The sequence below is a fragment of the Streptomyces sp. NPDC048411 genome (genome assembly GCF_040704695.1).
Taxonomy (GTDB): domain Bacteria; phylum Actinomycetota; class Actinomycetes; order Streptomycetales; family Streptomycetaceae; genus Streptomyces.
The window spans coordinates 80,868-97,295 of record NZ_JBEZKL010000014.1 but is presented as its reverse complement, the minus strand read 5'-3'; the positions used below and the strand labels follow the sequence as shown (position 1 = coordinate 97,295).

Here is a 16,428-nt window from a genome sequence, read left to right as displayed (position 1 = left end):
AATCACCATGGCTCCGCCATGTCTCAATCCTCCGCCTTGCAGCTGCACGCACCCAGCCCCGCTCCTTCTCCCACCCCCCATGTGCCGGTCGGTCTAAGGCCTGTCGCCCCAGTGGAGCACGTTTCACACGGGGTGTGAACGGAATGCCCGAACCGTCCCGCCGCGCACTCTGGTGCGCCGGGGTACGAATCGGTTGAATCAGTCGCCTCGCAAGAGGCGGCCGGGTCGTCTGCTCCCCCTCGTACAGTTGACGGCCCGCACCCGCGTCGTTCGCCCTGCCGACCTGCCCGACACACCGTGGCAGCGCGGACGACGCAGGATCGCACGACCCACTGCCCACTGATCGGAGGGTGGCTGCGGGGTCGAACCGGAACCGGGTTCCCCCGGGCCGGGCCGGGGCCCGCGTGCGGTCCCCCCGCCGTTCGGCGAGCACAGAAGGAGGGGGCGTATCCGGTAGCCGGATACGCCCCCTCCTCACCTTCTGCGGCCGGTTCGGCCTCGATGGCCGGTCGCCGTCGGCGCGCTACGCGCCGCGCAGCTCCGCGCCCGTCCGCTCCGCGGCCAGCGCGACCGCCGCGTCGCGGGCGGCCGTGGCCTCGTCGACGGTCAGGGTGCGGTCCGGCGCGCGGAACCGCAGCGCGTACGCCAGGGACTTCCTGCCCTCGCCGATCTGCTCGCCGGTGAACACGTCGAACAGCCGCAGCGATTCGAGGAGGTCACCCGCGCCCTCCCGCAGCGCCTGCTCCACGTCGGCGGCGGGCACGTCCTGCGCGACGATCAGCGCGACGTCCTGGGTCGCCACCGGGAAGGTGGAGATCCGCGGCGCCTGGAGCGCACCGTCGACGGCCTGCTCCAGGAGGTCGAGGTCGATCTCCATGGCGCAGGTCCGCTCCGGCAGGTGGAGTTCCTTGATGACGCCCGGGTGCAGCTCACCGGCGTGCCCGACGAGGGCCTCCGCGTCGTTCGCCGTGACGAACAGCGCGGCGCAGCGGCCCGGGTGCCACGGCGCGTGCTGGTCGTTCCGGACGATGAGCTCGACACCCGCCTCGCGGGCGATGGCACGAGCGGCCTCGATGGAGTCCGCCCAGTCCACCGGGCGGCCCTTGCCCCACCAGCCGGCCTGCTCGCGGGCGCCCGCGAGGACGACGGCGGCGCGGCGCGGCTGATGCGGCAGCGCCGCGTTCAGCCCGGCGATCTGCTCGTCGCTGGGACGGTGGTCGACGGGCAGCCGCACGGCCTCCGTCTCCTCGCCGGTCAGTGGGGTCTCCCCCGCTCGAACGGAGCTGAGAGCTTGGGGAAGGAAGACCAGCCCCGTCTCGAAGAGCGCCAGGTCGTGGCTGCCGCGGCCGTCGTTGCGCCGCAGTGCGCCGAGGAGGCCCGGCAGCAGCGTGGTGCGCAGCGCCGGCTCCTCGTCGGAGAGCGGGTTGACGAGCTTGACCGTACGGCGGCGGGCGTCGTCGGCGTCGAACCCGAGCTGGTCCAGCACCGCGTCGCCGATGAACGGGTAGTTCAGCGCCTCGACATAGCCGACTCCGGCGAGCACCCGGCCGACCCTGCGGTGCAGCCGCTGGCGGTCGGTGAGCCCGCGCCCGGACGGCGGCGTCGGCAGTGTCGACGGGAGGTTCTCGTAGCCCTCCAGCCGGATGACCTCTTCGGCGAGGTCGTTCGGCTCGCTCAGGTCGGGCCGCCAGGACGGCACGGTGACGAGGAGCTCGTCCTGCCCGTAGACGTCGCAGCCGACCTGCTGGAGGCGGCGTACGACGGTCTCGCGGCCGTACACGACACCGGCCACGCGGTCGGGATGGTCCGCAGGCATCACGATGGTGCGGGGCGCGGACGGAGCGGTGACCTCGGTGACGCCGGCCTCGGCGGTGCCGCCCGCGAGCAGCACCAGCAGGTCGACGGTGCGCTGCGCGGCGGCGGCCGCGGCCTGCGGGTCGGCGCCGCGCTCGAAGCGCTTGGACGCCTCGGAGGACAGCCTGTGGCGGCGTGCGGTCCGGGCGATCGAGATCGCGTCGAAGTGCGCGGCCTCGATGACGACCTCGGTGCTGGTGTTCTCACCGTTCCGGGCGTCGGCGATCTCGGTGTTGGCGCCGCCCATGACCCCCGCGAGACCGATCGGCCCGCGGTTGTCGGTGATGACCAGGTCCTCGGCGTCCAGGACGCGGACCGTGCCGTCGAGCGTGGTGAGCTTCTCGCCCTGCTGGGCGCGGCGCACCCCGATCGGCCCGTCGATACGGGTGCGGTCGTAGGCGTGCAGCGGCTGGCCGAGCTCCAGCATCACGTAGTTGGTGATGTCGACGGTGAGCGAGATCGGGCGCATCCCGGCCTTCTGCAGCCGGCGCTGCATCCAGATCGGCGAACGCGCCTCGGGATCCAGGCCGACGACGGTGCGCGCGGTGAACCGGTCGCAGCCGAACGGGTCGGCCACCTTCACCGGGTAGCCGAACGCGTTCGGCGCAGGCACGTCGAGGAGAGCCGGGTCGCGCAGCGGCAGCCCGTACGCGATGGCGGTCTCACGGGCGACACCACGCATCGAGAGGCAGTAGCCCCGGTCAGGGGTGACGGCGATGTCCAGGACCTCGTCGACGAGCTGGAGCAGCTCGATCGCGTCCGTGCCGACCTCGTGCTCCGGAGACAGCACGATGATGCCGTGCGTGCCGTCGTCGCCCATGCCGAGCTCGTCGGTGGAGCAGATCATGCCGTGCGAGGTCCGGCCGTACGTCTTGCGCGCGGCGATCGCGAAGTCGCCGGGCAGCACGGCGCCGGGGAGGACCACGACGACCTTGTCGCCCACGGCGAAGTTGCGGGCTCCGCAGACGATCTCCTGCGGCTCACCGGTGCCGTTGGCGGAGCCGACGTCGACGGTGCAGAAGCGGATGGGCTTCTTGAAGCCCTCCAGCTCCTCGATGGTCAGTACCTGTCCGACGACCAGGGGGCCCTTGAGGCCGGCGCCGATGTGCTCGACGGTCTCGACCTCCAGACCCACGTCGACGAGCTTGGCCTGTACGTCACGGCCGGTCTCCGTCGCCGGCAGGTCGACGTACTCCCGCAGCCAGGAAAGCGGGACGCGCATCAGATCTCCATCCCGAACGGCCGGGTGAACCGGACGTCACCCTCGACCATGTCTCGCATGTCTTCGACGTTGTGGCGGAACATCAGCATCCGTTCGATGCCGAACCCGAAGGCGAATCCGCTGTACTTCTGGGGGTCGACGCCGCAGGCGACGAGCACCTTGGGGTTGACCATGCCGCAGCCGCCGAGCTCGATCCAGCCCTCGCTGCCGCAGGTGCGGCAGGGGCGGTCCGGGTCGCCGACGGACGTGCCGCGGCAGACGTAGCAGACCATGTCCATCTCGGCGGACGGCTCGGTGAACGGGAAGAAGTTCGGCCGCAGCCGGGTCTTCATCTCCGGGCCGAAGAGCGCCTGGACCATGTGGTCGAGGGTGCCCTTGAGGTCCGCCATGGTGAGGCCCTCGTCGACGGCGAGCAGCTCGATCTGGTGGAAGACCGGGGTGTGCGTCGCGTCGAGCTCGTCGGTGCGGTAGACCCGCCCGGGGCAGACGACGTAGACGGGCGGCTCGCGGTCGAGCAGGGTGCGGGCCTGGACCGGCGAGGTGTGCGTACGCAGCACGATGCCGGACTCGTCGCCCGTGGTCGGCTTCCCGTCGGGCGTGGTGCCCTGGACGAAGAAGGTGTCCTGCATCTGCCGGGCCGGGTGGTCGGGCACGAAGTTCAGCGCGTCGAAGTTGAACCACTCCGCCTCGACCTCGGGGCCCTCCGCGATCTCGTAGCCCATGGCCACGAAGACGTCCGCGACGCGCTCCATGATGGTCGTCAGGGGGTGACGGGCGCCGGCCGGGGTGCGGTCGTACGGCAGCGTGACGTCCACCGCCTCCTCGACCAGCACACGGGCGTCCCGCTCGGCCTCCAGCTCCGCCTGACGGGCGGCGAGGGCCTTGCTCACGGCGCCGCGGGCCTGACCCACGCGCTTGCCCGCCTCGGCCTTGGCCTGCGGCGGCAGTGCGCCGATCTCCCGGTTGGCGAGGGACAGGGGCGAGGTACCGCCGGTGTGCGCGGTCTTCGCCTGGGCGAGCGCGTCGAGGTCGCCCGCGGCGGCGAAGGCGGCGAACGCCTCGTCCCGCATGCGCTCGATCTCTTCCGGTTTCAGTGCCTCGACCTCGACTGGGTCGTACGACTTGTTCGGTGCCGACATCTCTTCCCGTGCTTCCGATTGGCTGGTACTGCTCTGAACCGGGGACACCCCGGACCCCGCGGCCCCGCTCGACGACTGGAGGACGCAAAGGTGCCAAAGGTCGAGTCTAAAGGCCACGAGGGGTGGAGAAAGCCCGCGGGCTGCTCAGGCCCTCCCGTCGCCCGCCGCCGACCTGCCGGATTGCTTCGCGGACGCTCCTATTTCAGATAGGCCGGAGCCCCCACGGGCAGAATAAATCGGAATTCTGCGCCGCCGCCGGGGCCGCGGCCGACCGTGATCGTGCCGCCGTGCGCCTCGACGATGCCCTTGACGATGTACAGGCCCAGCCCCGTGCCGCCGCGCTTGCTCCCCCGCCAGAAGCGGGTGAAGACGCGGCCCATCGACTCCTCGGGAATGCCGGGGCCATCGTCGCTCACGGTGACGGCTGTTCCCTTCTCGTCGCTCTTCGCGGGTGCAGGTGCGACTTCGATGGTGACGGTTCCCTCGCCGTGGCGCACCGCGTTTTCCAGCAGGTTGCCGAGAACCTGGTCGACCTTGTCCGGGTCGGCCCACACCGCGGGCAGCGGTTGCCGGGTGCGGACGAGGAAGCGGTCGGGCGCCTGGCCGTTCGCAGTGAGGGCCTGGACGTGGCGTTCCACAGCGGCCGAGAGGTCGACCGGCTGGCGGCGCAGCTCCAGGCGGCCGGAGTCGATCCGGGAGATGTCGAGCAGCTCGGCGATGAGCCGGGTGACGCGGTTGGCGTCGGCGTCGACGGTCTCCAGCATCAGGCGCTTCTGGTCGTCGGTGAACCGTTCCCACTTGGCCAGCAGCGTCGCGGTGAAGCCCTTGACGGAGGTCAGCGGGGAGCGCAGTTCGTGGGCGACGGTCGCGATCAGTTCGGCGTGGCTGCGCTCGGTGCGGCGACGGGCCTCGGTGCCGCGCAGGCTGATCACCAGCCGGCGTACCGGACCGGTCGGGTACTCACGGACGTACCGGGCGGCGACCAGGACCTCGCGGCCGCCGGGGAGCAGCAGGTTCCGCTCGGGCTGGCCGACCCGGGTGGCGAGGCCGCCGTACGGATCGGTCAGGGCCCACCAGCGTCGGCCCTTGAGGTCCTCCAGCGGCAGTACGTGCTCCAGCGGGCGGCCGAGTGCGGCGGCCCTGGGTACGGCGGTGATCCGGGCGGCCGCCGCGTTGAAGCAGATGACCCGGCCCGTCCTGTCGGCGATGACGAGTCCGTCGGGAAGGTCGTCCGGGTCGATGCCGGATGCGACGGTGTCCTCCGCCGAGCCGGTGCCCTCGCTGTCGGCCGGGATGCTGCCACCGTCCGGACCCCGGTCGGCGCGCACGTCGGCCGCGTGCGTCTCGCGCGGCCTGCTCATGCCGACAGACATATTCCCGTACCCCACCTCTCGAACCGGTGCAGTGGGCCCCCGAGTTCGTCACCCTACTAGTCGTCGGTGACGGAGCGACACCCTGTGGGGGCGCACTGCTGAGGTGCGCCGGTCGGCGGGGTACGGGGCCGGTCAGCCGGCGGTACGGCGGGGGCGCTGGGCGCGGGCCGAGGCGTACAGGCAGACGGCCGCCGCGGTGGCGAGGTTGAGGCTCTCCGCCTTGCCGTGGATCGGCACCCGGACGACGGCGTCGGCCAGCGCCCGGGTCTCCTCGGGCAGCCCCCACGCCTCGTTGCCGAAGACCCAGGCGGTGGGGCCGCCCATGGTGCCCGCGTCGAGCTCGTCGTCGAGGTCGTCGTCGCCCGCGCCGTCGGCGGCGAGGATCCGTACGCCCGCGTCCCGCAGCCCCTGGACGGCCTGCTCGACCGGTACGCCCACGACGACCGGCAGATGGAAGAGCGAGCCGACCGAGGCACGCACGGACTTGGGGTTGTACAGATCGACGGAGGCGTCGGTGAGGACGACGGCGTCGGCGCCGGCGGCGTCGGCGCAGCGCAGCACCGTACCGGCGTTCCCGGGGTCGCGTACGTGCGCAAGGACGGCGACCAGGGTGGGCTTCGCGGCGAGGACGGACTCGAACGGCGAGTCGAGGAACCGGCAGACGCCGATGAGTCCCTGCGGGGTGACGGTCTGCGACACATCGGCGAGCGTGTCGCCGTCCGCGAGGTGCACCCGGGCGCCGGCCGCGTGGGCGGCGTCGATGATGTCGGCGTACCGCTCGGCCGCCTCGACGGTGGCGAAGAGCTCAAGCAGGGTCGACTCGCCGTCGCTGCCGCGGTGTCCGGCGGCCTCGCGCACGGCCTGCGGCCCCTCGGCGATGAACCGTCGTTCCTTGCCCCGGAAATTGCGGCGGGCGAGGCGCCGTGCGGCGGCGACGCGCGGCGACCGCGGGGAGATCAGTTCGGGGGTGGCCATGGTCGGCAGCGGGCCTCTCTGCGTGCGGAGGTACGGAACAAGGGGTGCAACGCACCGGACCCGCAGACGACGAGCGCCTGCGGGTCCGGCTCAACAGCCAAGAAGTGTGCCCTGGATCAGGCAGCCTTCGGGGCGTTGACGTCACTCGGGAGGGCCTTCTGGGCAACCTCGACGAGAGCGGCGAACGCGTTGGCGTCGTTGACCGCGAGCTCGGCCAGGATCTTGCGGTCCACCTCGATGTTGGCGGCCTTCAGACCCTGGATGAGGCGGTTGTACGTCATGCCGTTCTGGCGGGCAGCGGCGTTGATGCGCTGGATCCACAGCTGACGGAAGTCGCCCTTGCGCTTCTTGCGGTCGTTGTAGTTGTAGACCAGGGAGTGGGTGACCTGCTCCTTGGCCTTGCGGTACAGGCGCGAGCGCTGACCGCGGTAACCGCTGGCGGCCTCGAGGATTGCCCGGCGCTTCTTGTGGGCGTTGACTGCCCGCTTGACGCGTGCCACTTGTTAACTCCTTGTAGCGGGGCTGGTGTTCACGGTATCGACTCACCCAGCCCGGAAACGAATTGGTCCCGGTGTGATCGAGGTCGCGCCCCCGGATTCACCGGGGGCCGAACCTCACTTGCCGAGAAGCTTCTTGATCTTCTTGGCGTCGGCCGGAGCCACGACGACCGTGCCGGTCAGCGAGCGGGTCTTCTTGGACGACTTGTGCTCGAGCAGGTGGCGCTTGCCGGCCTTCTCGCGGAGCACCTTGCCGGAGCCGGTGATCTTGAATCGCTTGCTGGCACCGCTGTGCGTCTTGTTCTTCGGCATCGCGCCGTTCTCTCCTCGTAAGTGGCGCCCCTCGCGGTGCAGGCACCGGACAGCAGGGGCGTCAGATCTTGGTGGGGATCCCGAGGGGACCCGGGGCCGCCTGGGTGGCGCCCCCTGAGGTCACGCCTCGGAAGGTGTCTCGGCCGAAGCCTCGGGCTGCGCTTCGGCCGGAGCCTGGGCAGTCTCTTCCGCAGCAGCCTCGGCGTCCGGGGTGGAACCCTGACGCCCGGCCTTGCGGGCGGCCTGGGCCTCACGGGCCTCGGCCATGGCTTCGGTCTTCTTCTTGTGCGGGCCCAGAACCATGATCATGTTCCGGCCGTCCTGCTTCGGGTTCGACTCGATGAAGCCGAGTTCCTCGACGTCCGAAGCGAGACGCTGGAGCAGACGGAAGCCCAGCTCAGGGCGGGACTGCTCACGACCACGGAACATGATCGTGATCTTGACCTTGTCGCCCTGCTTGAGGAACCGGACGACGTGACCCTTCTTGGTGTCATAGTCGTGCGGGTCGATCTTCGGCCGGAGCTTCATCTCCTTGATGACCGTGTGCGCCTGGTTCTTGCGCGCCTCACGGGCCTTCATGGCCGACTCGTACTTGAACTTCCCGTAGTCCATGAGCTTGCACACGGGCGGACGGGCGGTCGCCGCCACCTCGACCAGGTCGAGGTCGTACTCCTGTGCGAGTTCCAGGGCCTTGGCAAGCGGAACAATCCCGACCTGCTCGCCGCTGGGACCGACAAGTCGCACCTCGGGAACGCGAATCCGGTCGTTGATGCGGGGCTCGGCGCTGATGGATCCTCCTCGGTAGCACCACGCGGCCGCCTGGCGGACAGCCACGTAACGTCTGTTTCGTGAGACCAACCGCACCAGTGCATGAAAAATGCCCCGGACGGGACACAGGCGGGGCTCCTGGAAAACCGGAACACCGCCGCGGCCAACCGCGGGGCTATCGGGCGGCTCCATCGTCCGTACGGAACGATGGGCGCCACCTGACCGGTGACCTGCCGTCCCGGAGGATGGTCAGGTGGGAGATCGGAGCCTCCACTTGTGGGCCGGGCTCATAATTGCCCAGCCGGTCGTTACACCAGGTTAGCAGCTCCCCAGGGCGGGCGCTAACCGGCTGCCGCAGCCCACTCCCGCAGACGGAGCCGGGCCGGCGTGGGCCTATCGTATGGCGCATGAGTGACGCGACCCCCAGCAGTGAAACCCCCGGCTTCGACGACATGACCCGCGACATCGCCGAGGTCCCCGCGGTCGAGGTGATCGTGACGGTCGCCGTCAACCTGATGAGCGCGGCCGCCGTGAAGCTCGGCCTCACCGAGGACGGCGACGAGCACAAGGACCTCGACGAGGCCCGCAAGCTGGTCCACGCCCTGGCCGGCCTGCTGGACGCGAGCGCCACGGAGATCAGCTCGTTCCACGCGGCGCCGTTGCGGGACGGACTGAAGTCGCTGCAGCTGGCGTTCCGCGAGGCCTCGCTGGTGCCGGACGAGCCGGGCCAGGGCCCCGGCGAGAAGTACACCGGCCCCGTCTTCGGCTGAGCCGCCGCCCCTCTCCTCCCCTCCGTACGACCGTGAGCCCCTGCCCGGACGGGCAGGGGCTCACTGCATCCCCGCGTCACGCCCTGCTGAACTCCGCACACCCCGGGGCGGGGTGGGTCAGCAGGTCCACCGGAGCCGCGACCACACCGCCGGTGCGGCTGTTCGCGCGCGTCGGGCCGGTCGGGTGATCAGCGTGTGAAGAGGGGCTCACCGGGCGCGATCGTGTCGGCCGGAAGCAGCGCGAGGTCCAGGCCCCGCACCAGGCGTGCCCGCAGGACCTCGTCGGCGGCGAGCGATTCCGCAACCCGGCGGGCCGTCTCGGCGGGGGCCGCTTCGGGCGCCAGGACCAGGGCGAGAGTGCCTCCCGACCGTCCCGGGACGAGGTGGGCGCGGAGCACGGCGGGCTCGGCGGCGACCGCGTCGCGTACCGCGGAGGTGACCGCCGGGTCGTCCAGCGGGTCGGCGCTGGTACGGCCCTCGGCAAGGGCGAGCAGCGCGGAGCCGGTCAGTTCGTACGCCACGGGACCGGCGAGGTCGAGCACGACCGTGTCCGCCTTCTCGTGTGCGGCCGCCTGCAGCGCCTGGTGCAGGGGTACGGCGACGGGGCGGGCCTTCGGGTCCCAGCGGGCCAGCGAGGCGGTCGAGGTGAAAGCGGGCAGTGCGCGACGGTCACCGGCCTGGAGGGTGGGGACGGCCATGTCACTGGTCTTCTCCCGGCGCAGCCCGGCTTCGTCCTCCTCCACCTCCCCGAGGACGGCGACGACGGGGACCAGGAGCCTGGTTCCCTTGAGCGCTTCGAGGACCGGGCCGACGGCCGTCCGGTCCTCGGCCCAGGCGGCGAGCGCCGCGGTGAGTGCGGGGTCGGCCGCGCCGTCGTCGTCGGAGTAACCGGGGTCCGGAATGTTCTTCATCGCCACACGGCGAGCCTAGTCGGTGCGGTTTCTCACGATGTCCTCAGGTGCGCCACAGCCCTCTACCAGATCCTCTTCCCAGCGTCCGCTCCATGCCTTTGAAGAACGGCTGGATGCCCCGGAGCGCCACCGGGCCGTGGGACATCGACAGCATCGGGCAGGTAAACCGACGGGCACACGTATCTGGTGGCGCTGCTCTCCGCCGGGCAGCCGCCGAAGGAGACGGGCATCGAGCGGGTGGAGTCGGTCGCGAAGGCCACGGTGACGGTGCTCGACGAGGCGCGGTGAGCGCGGCCCCGGCTCTGCCTCAGCGGCGCACGGAGGGCTTCCTGCCGCGCCACAGCAGCACGGCCAGCGCCAGCAGTACGGCTCCGAGGCCGCCCGCGACCGGGGCGAGCCAGCCGACGGGAGCTTCGTCCTTGTGCCGCGAGGTGGGGCCGGGACCGAAGTACCGCTTGCTGTAGCCGGCCTTCGCGGAGTCGGCGGACGCGGCCGAATCTGTTTTGATCCCGGCCGGGCTGAGCGTGCCCCCCGCCTTGATCGCGGCAGCCGGGTCGACGATACCGTAGCCCCGGGAGTCGTCGCGGCCGCCCTCGGGTGAGTCGCGCGCGGTGTCCATGAGGAGCTTCTTGACCTGGGCGGGCGACAGCCCCGGGTGGGCGGCTCGGACCAGCGCGACCGCGCCGGAGACGAACGCCGAGGCGGCCGAGGTTCCCCACTCGATGTAGTAGTGACGGTCGGGGGACGGGACGACGATGTCGACGCCGGGGGCGCTGACGGTGGCGTACCAGCGGCGGGTGGAGAACGCCGCATGCGTGCCGTACCGGTCGACGGCGGCGACCGCGATCACACCGGGGTAGGCGGCGGGATACGAGATGTGGTCGCCCTTCTCGCCCCCGTTGCCCGCCGACGCGACGACGACGGCGCCCTTCTTCAGCGCGTACTGGATGGCGGCGTCCTCACCGCCCTCGGGGTGCGCGGACTCGCTGTCGTCGCCGAGGGAGAGGTTGATGACGTCGGCGCCGTGGTCGGCGGCCCAGCGGATGCCGTCGGCCAGGGCCGTACCGCGGGACTCGCGGGCCTTGGCACGGGACGGGTCGGAAGCTTCGAGGATCACCCGGACCGGAAGGATCTTCGCCTCCGGGGCGATGCCGAGCACCCCGTCGCCGCGGCCGACGCCGTGACCGCGGCCCGCGATGATGCCGGCCATCGCGGTGCCGTGCCGGGCCCAGGAACGGTCGCCGCGCCCCGCACCGAAACCGATCATGTCCTTGCCGGGCAGCACCTGGCCCGCCAGGTCGGGGAGGCTTCCGTCGACCCCGGTGTCGACGACGGCGACGGTGATCCCCTTGCCCCTGGTGGTCTGCCAGGCCCGGTCGGTGTGGAGCGCCTGGAGGCCCCACTGCTGGGGCCGGATCGTGTCCGCGCGGGCGGGGACGGCGGGCAGCAGCGCGAACGCGGTGGCGGCGCAGACCGCGCCGAGTGCGCGGCGGTGACGGCGTCGGCTGCTCATCGCGGCTTCTCCGAGAGGTCGGTGACGGTGCGGCGCAGCCCGCGCTCGATCCGGTCGGCGATGCCCTTGGCCTCATGACCGAGACCTGCCTGCGCCACGGCCGCCGTGGAGTCCGCGGCCAGCGCCTTGGCGACGGGCTGCGGGTGGGTGACCGTACGCCCGTCGGCGAAGCCGGAGACGGCGAACACGACGACCGGTACCTCGGTCAGCACATGAACGGTCCAGGTGGCGCGCTGTCCGTCGCCGAACCCGGCGGCAGCGGTGTCCTTGACGGCGTACGTACGGGGCATGAGGTCGGTGCGGATGTCGAGGTGCTGGTCGGTGAAGCGAGTGCTCAGCGCCCTCATCTCGTCCGTTCCGCCCTCGGTGAAGACCATGCCGACCGTGGTGACGCTGCTGGACGTGGCGTCGGCGTACGTGGCTCGCAGCAGCCGTTCGCAGCCGACCGGTCGGAGCGCCTTGAGGAGCAGGGGGTCGAGCCCGCTCGTGCAGCCACTGTCCGGGGCGACGCCGATCCGGGTCCAGACCCGGTCCGCACCGCCGGGACCCGCGCCTTCGCCCTTGAGGGTGCGCGGGAAGAGGGTGTCCACGGGGATGTCACGCCAGGCGGTGCGGCCGGTGACGTAGGGGTCACGGGCGCCGGGATCGGCGGAGGACTCGCTGGTGAGATAGGCCCCGGTGACCGCGCCGCCGATCAGCCCGAGCCCGAGCACGACACAGGCCGCGGCGGCCGCGGCCCTGGCCGGGTGACGGGTGGGGACGGGGCGCAGCCGGGTGGTGGTCTCGGCGGGCGTCTCGGGGGCGGGGTACGGGCGGTTTCCGTGGGGGTACGGGAGATGGCCACCCGTGTACGGCGGGGGCGGTATCGCGCCGGGCCGCGGTGTGAGATCCACGGCACCGACCGGCCGACGGCGGGTAGCGGCGGGCGGCACCTCGGGCCGGGGCGGCGGGGGTGCGGGGGCGGGGCCGGGAGTGGGGGTGGGGGCGGCCATCGGACTCACGGGACGGAGCCGGGTGGTCGTCTCCACGGGCCTCTGCTCCGGGGCCGGGTTCTGGGGCCGGCTCTCGGTCCGGTCCTGGCTCTGGCTCTGGCTCTGGCTCTGCAGTGGAACGGGATGCTGCGCCGGATTCGGGCCCGGGGTCGCCTGGGCCGGGGACGCGGTGGGCAGGGCCGGGGCGGATGGCTCCGCCGTCCGGCCCGGCTCGTCCGGGGGGCCGGCCGGGCGGGGCGGCGTCGTCGGGCGGGGCGGCACGGGAGCGCGCTGCGCCTCGGTACTCATCCGCCCCCCTGGTCCACGTTCCGTACCGCTCGCGGATCACCTTCACAGGCAGGCCCGTTGGTGACCGCGTGCCCGTCACTCTACGGGCTGGGAAGGGTCGGGTGGGAGCGGGGCGCCGCTGCCCCTTGGGATCTGCCCGGATCGTCCCCCTACCCAGCGGTAGTGGTGTCTGGCAAGCTGCGGCCATGACTGCCCGCGCCGCTGACCGGACCCGCTACGACCGGGCCACCGCGCACCTCGACGCCCCGATCGCCGTCGTCGATCTGGACGCCTTCGACGCGAACGCCGACGACCTCGTCCGCCGGGCAGCGGGCAAGCCGATCCGGGTCGCGAGCAAGTCGGTGCGCTGCCGGACCCTGCTGGAGCGGGTGCTCGCACGGCCGGGCTTCGCCGGGATCATGTCGTTCACTCTGGCCGAGTCGCTGTGGCTGGCCCGGGCCGGGTTCGACGACGTCCTGCTGGCCTACCCGTCGGCCGACCGGTCCGCCTTCGCCGAGCTGGCCGCCGACCCGAAGCTTGCCGCCGCGGTGACGGTGATGGTGGACGACCACGCACAGCTGGAACTGATCGACGCGGCGCGGGCCGGTGGCCAGGAGGAGATCCGGGTCTGTCTGGAGCTGGACGCCTCGCTGCAGCTGCTCGGCGGCCGGGTCAGGATCGGGGCGCGGCGTTCGCCGTTGCGCTCCCCCGCCCAGCTGGCGGAGCTGGCGCGCTCGGTGGCGCGCAGGCCCGGTTTCCGGCTGGTCGGTCTGATGGCGTACGAGGGGCACATCGCCGGGGTCGGGGACGCGGTCGCGGGCCGGCCGTTGCGGTCCCGGGCGATCCGGCTGATGCAGGCGACGTCCCGCAAGGAGCTGGCGGCCCGCCGGGCGGAGGCGGTCCGGGCGGTGCGCACGGTGGCGCCGGACCTGGAGTTCGTGAACGGCGGCGGTACGGGCAGCGTGCAGCACACGGCGGCGGAGTCCGCGGTGACCGAGATCGCGGCCGGGTCGGGGCTCTACGTACCGCGGCTGTTCGACAACTACACGTCGTTCACCGCCCGCCCGGCGGCGCTGTTCGCGCAGCCCGTGGTGCGGCGGCCCGGCGTGGGTGTGGTGACGGTGCTCGGCGGCGGCTATCCGGCATCGGGGGCCGCGGGTGCGGACCGGCTGCCTGTCCCGTATCTGCCGGAGGGGCTGCGCTACGACCCGCAGGAGGGTCCGGGCGAGGTGCAGACGCCGCTGCTCGGCGCCCCGGCCGACGATCTGCTGATCGGCGACAAGGTGTGGTTCCGGCACGCGAAGGCCGGTGAGCTGTGCGAGCGTTTCGACGAGCTGCAGCTGATCGAGGGCGACCGGGTGACGGCGACGGTGCCGACGTACCGGGGCGAGGGGCAGACGTTCCTCTGACCTGTCGGCCGAGGCGGGGAGTGCGGCGGCGCCCGGGTGGGTGTGGGCGGTCCATGCGGTGCCGTCCCACCCTCGGTCGGTGCCCCGGTGCGGCGGCGTCCGGATACCGGCCGGGCGGGGTCGCGCCGCTCATGCCTCCACTCTGGACTTCCGCTGTCAACGGGGGCTCCGGGCAGGCTGCTTGAGGCGTACGCGGGCGCCTGCCCGGAGCGTCGTCCCGCACGGAGCGGACGGGATCAGACGGGCGTGACGTACGCGCCGGAGATTCCGCCGTCGACGAGGAAGTCGGTGGCGTTGACGAACGAGGAGTCGTCGCTGGCGAGGAACGCGACCGCGGCGGCGATCTCCGTCGCCTCGGCGAACCGGCCGATCGGGATGTGCACCAGCCGGCGGGCCGCGCGCTCCGGGTCCTTGGCGAACAGCTCCTGGAGCAGCGGGGTGTTGACCGGCCCAGGGCAGAGTGCGTTGACCCGGATGCCTTCGCGGGCGAACTGCACACCGAGCTCGCGGGACATGGCGAGGACGCCGCCCTTGGACGCGGTGTACGAGATCTGGCTGGTGGCCGCCCCCATGATCGCCACGAAGGACGCGGTGTTGATGATCGAGCCGCGGCCCTGCCGTCGCATGTAGGGCAGGGCGGCCTTGCAACAGAGGTAGACGGAGGTGAGGTTGACGTCCTGGACGCGCTTCCATGCCTCGAGCCCGGTGGTGAGGATGGAGTCGTCGTCGGGCGGCGAGATGCCCGCGTTGTTGAAGGCGATGTCGACGGAGCCGTAGGTGTCGTAGGCGGCCTTGAAGAGCGCCTCGACCTGTTCGGGGTCGGTGACATCGGTGCGTACGAAGAGGCCGCCCGCCTCCTCGGCCGCGGCCTTGCCCGCGTTCTCGTCGATGTCCGCGCAGACGACGTGGGCGCCCTCGGACGCCAGGCGGCGGGCGGTGGCGAGGCCGATGCCGCTGCCGGCGCCGGTGATGACGGCGGTGCGGCCGACCAGGCGGCGGCAGATGTTCTCGGTGTCTGTGGTCATGCCGGTTCAGGCCTCCGTGCTGATGAAGACGTTCTTGGTTTCGGTGAAGGCGGTGAGGGCGTCGGGGCCGAGTTCCCGGCCGAGACCGGACTGCTTGTAGCCGCCGAACGGGGTCCAGTAGCGGACGCTGGAGTGGGAGTTGACGGACAGGTTCCCGGCCCGGACCGCCTGGGAAACGCGCAGCGCGCGGCCGACGTCACGGGTCCAGAGCGAGCCGGCGAGGCCGTACTCGGTGGTGTTCGCGAGTCGTACGGCGTCCGCTTCGTCCTCGAAGGGCAGGACGACCGCGACCGGTCCGAAGACTTCTTCGGTGGCCGCCGGGGAGTCCGGGTCGGCGTCGGTCAGCACGGTGGGCGGGAACCAGAATCCGGGGCCCTCGGGGGCGCTGCCGCGGATCGCGCTCGCGCCCTCGGGGACGTACGAGCGTACGCGTTCCAGCTGGGTCCGGGAGATCAGCGGGCCCATCCGGGTCTTCTCGTCGGCCGGGTCGCCGACGACGACCGAGGCGACGGCGGGGGCGAGAAGTCCGAGGAAGCGGTCGTGGACGGAGCGTTCGACGAGGATACGGGTGCGGGCGCAGCAGTCCTGGCCCGCGTTGTCGAGGAACGCCATGGGGGCGGCTGCCGCGGCGGCCTCGATGTCGGCGTCGGCGAAGACGATGTTGGGGCTCTTGCCGCCGAGTTCGAGGGTCAGCCGCTTCACGCGCGCGGCGCACCTGGCCATGATCTGTTTGCCGACGCGGGTGGAGCCGGTGAAGACGATCTTGGCGACGCCGGGGTGCTCGACGAGGGCGTTGCCCGCCACGTCGCCCGCGCCGGGCAGCACCTGGAAGAGGTGCTCAGGAAGGCCCGCTTCCACGGCCAGCCGGGCGAGCCGCAGTGCGGTGAGCGGGGTGGTCTCGGCGGGTTTGAGGATGACGGCGTTGCCCGCGGCGAGCGCGGGGGCGGTGCCCCAGGCGGCGATCGGCATGGGGAAGTTCCACGGGGCGATCACGCCGACGACACCGAGGGGTTCGAGCAGAGTGAGGTCGATGCCGCCGGGGACCGGGATCTGCCGGCCGCTCAGCCGCTCCACTCCCCCGGCGGCGAAGTCGAGCAGGTCGCGGACGTTGCCCGCCTCCCAGCGGGCGTTGGCGAGGGTGTGACCGGCCTCGTGGACCTCCAGCCGGGCCAGTTCCTCGCGGTGTTCGTCGACGACGACGGCGAAGCGGCGCAGCAGCCGGGCGCGGTCGGCGGGGGCCATCGCCGCCCAGGCGCGTTGGGCGGCGGCTGCCCGTACGACGGCCGCGTCGACCTCGGCGGCGGTGGTGGCCTGGACGGTCGCCACGACTTCCTCGGTCGAGGGGTCGAGAACCAGGTGCTCGGTGATCTCGGCGGTCTTGGTGATCTCGGTGGTCACGTC

14 protein-coding genes are annotated in these 16,428 nt (G+C 72.1%); 2 read left to right on the top strand and 12 right to left on the bottom strand.

Annotated elements, in window-relative coordinates; all coding sequences use genetic code 11:
* Positions 1-523 precede the first annotated feature (523 nt).
* From pheT to infC, 7 genes are all read right to left on the bottom strand, one after another.
* The gene (pheT, locus tag AB0915_RS08370) at positions 524-3,076 is read right to left on the bottom strand and encodes a phenylalanine--tRNA ligase subunit beta (RefSeq protein ID WP_366690321.1); all 2,553 of its coding nucleotides are present in this window, start codon (positions 3,074-3,076) and stop codon (positions 524-526) included.
* Positions 3,076-4,215 (bottom strand): phenylalanine--tRNA ligase subunit alpha, encoded by a 1,140-nt coding sequence (gene pheS / locus AB0915_RS08365; protein WP_366690320.1) that lies wholly within the window; start codon positions 4,213-4,215, stop codon positions 3,076-3,078. The genes pheT and pheS overlap by 1 nt, the downstream gene beginning before the upstream one ends.
* 197 nt (positions 4,216-4,412) lie before the next feature.
* Positions 4,413-5,588 carry a PAS domain-containing sensor histidine kinase gene (locus AB0915_RS08360; RefSeq protein WP_366690319.1) on the bottom strand — a complete coding sequence of 392 codons (1,176 nt, stop codon included), beginning with the start codon at positions 5,586-5,588 and terminating at the stop codon, positions 4,413-4,415.
* 132 nt (positions 5,589-5,720) lie between these two features.
* Positions 5,721-6,563 (bottom strand): RNA methyltransferase, encoded by an 843-nt coding sequence (locus tag AB0915_RS08355; protein ID WP_366690318.1) that lies wholly within the window; start codon positions 6,561-6,563, stop codon positions 5,721-5,723.
* Positions 6,564-6,679: 116 nt separating this feature from the next.
* Positions 6,680-7,063, bottom strand: a complete 384-nt coding sequence (rplT, locus tag AB0915_RS08350; RefSeq protein WP_003970214.1) for a 50S ribosomal protein L20 — start codon at positions 7,061-7,063, stop codon at positions 6,680-6,682.
* A gap of 114 nt (positions 7,064-7,177) precedes the next feature.
* A complete protein-coding gene (gene rpmI, locus AB0915_RS08345; RefSeq protein WP_030918579.1) occupies positions 7,178-7,372 on the bottom strand; it encodes a 50S ribosomal protein L35 in 195 nt (64 codons plus the stop codon).
* Between the two features lie 120 nt (positions 7,373-7,492).
* Positions 7,493-8,206 carry a translation initiation factor IF-3 gene (gene infC, locus AB0915_RS08340; RefSeq protein WP_366690317.1) on the bottom strand — a complete coding sequence of 238 codons (714 nt, stop codon included), beginning with the start codon at positions 8,204-8,206 and terminating at the stop codon, positions 7,493-7,495.
* Between the two features lie 341 nt (positions 8,207-8,547).
* Here infC and AB0915_RS08335 point away from each other — a divergent pair, with 341 nt between their 5' ends.
* Positions 8,548-8,910, top strand: coding sequence for a DUF1844 domain-containing protein (locus AB0915_RS08335; protein ID WP_037700593.1), 363 nt, complete (start codon positions 8,548-8,550; stop codon positions 8,908-8,910).
* Positions 8,911-9,098: 188 nt separating this feature from the next.
* Here the strand turns inward: AB0915_RS08335 and AB0915_RS08330 are convergent, their stop codons facing one another.
* From AB0915_RS08330 to AB0915_RS08320, 3 genes are all read right to left on the bottom strand, one after another.
* Complete coding sequence (locus AB0915_RS08330) at positions 9,099-9,827, bottom strand: SseB family protein (RefSeq protein ID WP_366690316.1); 729 nt, start codon at positions 9,825-9,827, stop codon at positions 9,099-9,101.
* 301 nt (positions 9,828-10,128) lie between these two features.
* Positions 10,129-11,334 (bottom strand): type VII secretion-associated serine protease mycosin, encoded by a 1,206-nt coding sequence (mycP, locus tag AB0915_RS08325; protein ID WP_366690315.1) that lies wholly within the window; start codon positions 11,332-11,334, stop codon positions 10,129-10,131.
* On the bottom strand, positions 11,331-12,227 hold the full coding sequence (locus tag AB0915_RS08320) for a hypothetical protein (protein ID WP_366690326.1): 897 nt from the start codon (positions 12,225-12,227) through the stop codon (positions 11,331-11,333). The genes mycP and AB0915_RS08320 overlap by 4 nt, the downstream gene beginning before the upstream one ends.
* A gap of 572 nt (positions 12,228-12,799) precedes the next feature.
* On the opposite strand from AB0915_RS08320, the gene AB0915_RS08315 reads away from it, so the two are divergent.
* Complete coding sequence (locus AB0915_RS08315) at positions 12,800-14,002, top strand: amino acid deaminase/aldolase (protein ID WP_366690314.1); 1,203 nt, start codon at positions 12,800-12,802, stop codon at positions 14,000-14,002.
* Between the two features lie 236 nt (positions 14,003-14,238).
* Here AB0915_RS08315 and AB0915_RS08310 read toward each other — a convergent pair whose 3' ends face one another.
* Complete coding sequence (locus AB0915_RS08310; protein ID WP_366690313.1) at positions 14,239-15,027, bottom strand: 3-oxoacyl-ACP reductase; 789 nt, start codon at positions 15,025-15,027, stop codon at positions 14,239-14,241.
* A 6-nt stretch (positions 15,028-15,033) separates the two neighbouring features.
* Positions 15,034-16,425 carry an aldehyde dehydrogenase family protein gene (locus tag AB0915_RS08305; RefSeq protein ID WP_366690312.1) on the bottom strand — a complete coding sequence of 464 codons (1,392 nt, stop codon included), beginning with the start codon at positions 16,423-16,425 and terminating at the stop codon, positions 15,034-15,036.
* Between the last annotated feature and the right edge of the window lie 3 nt (positions 16,426-16,428).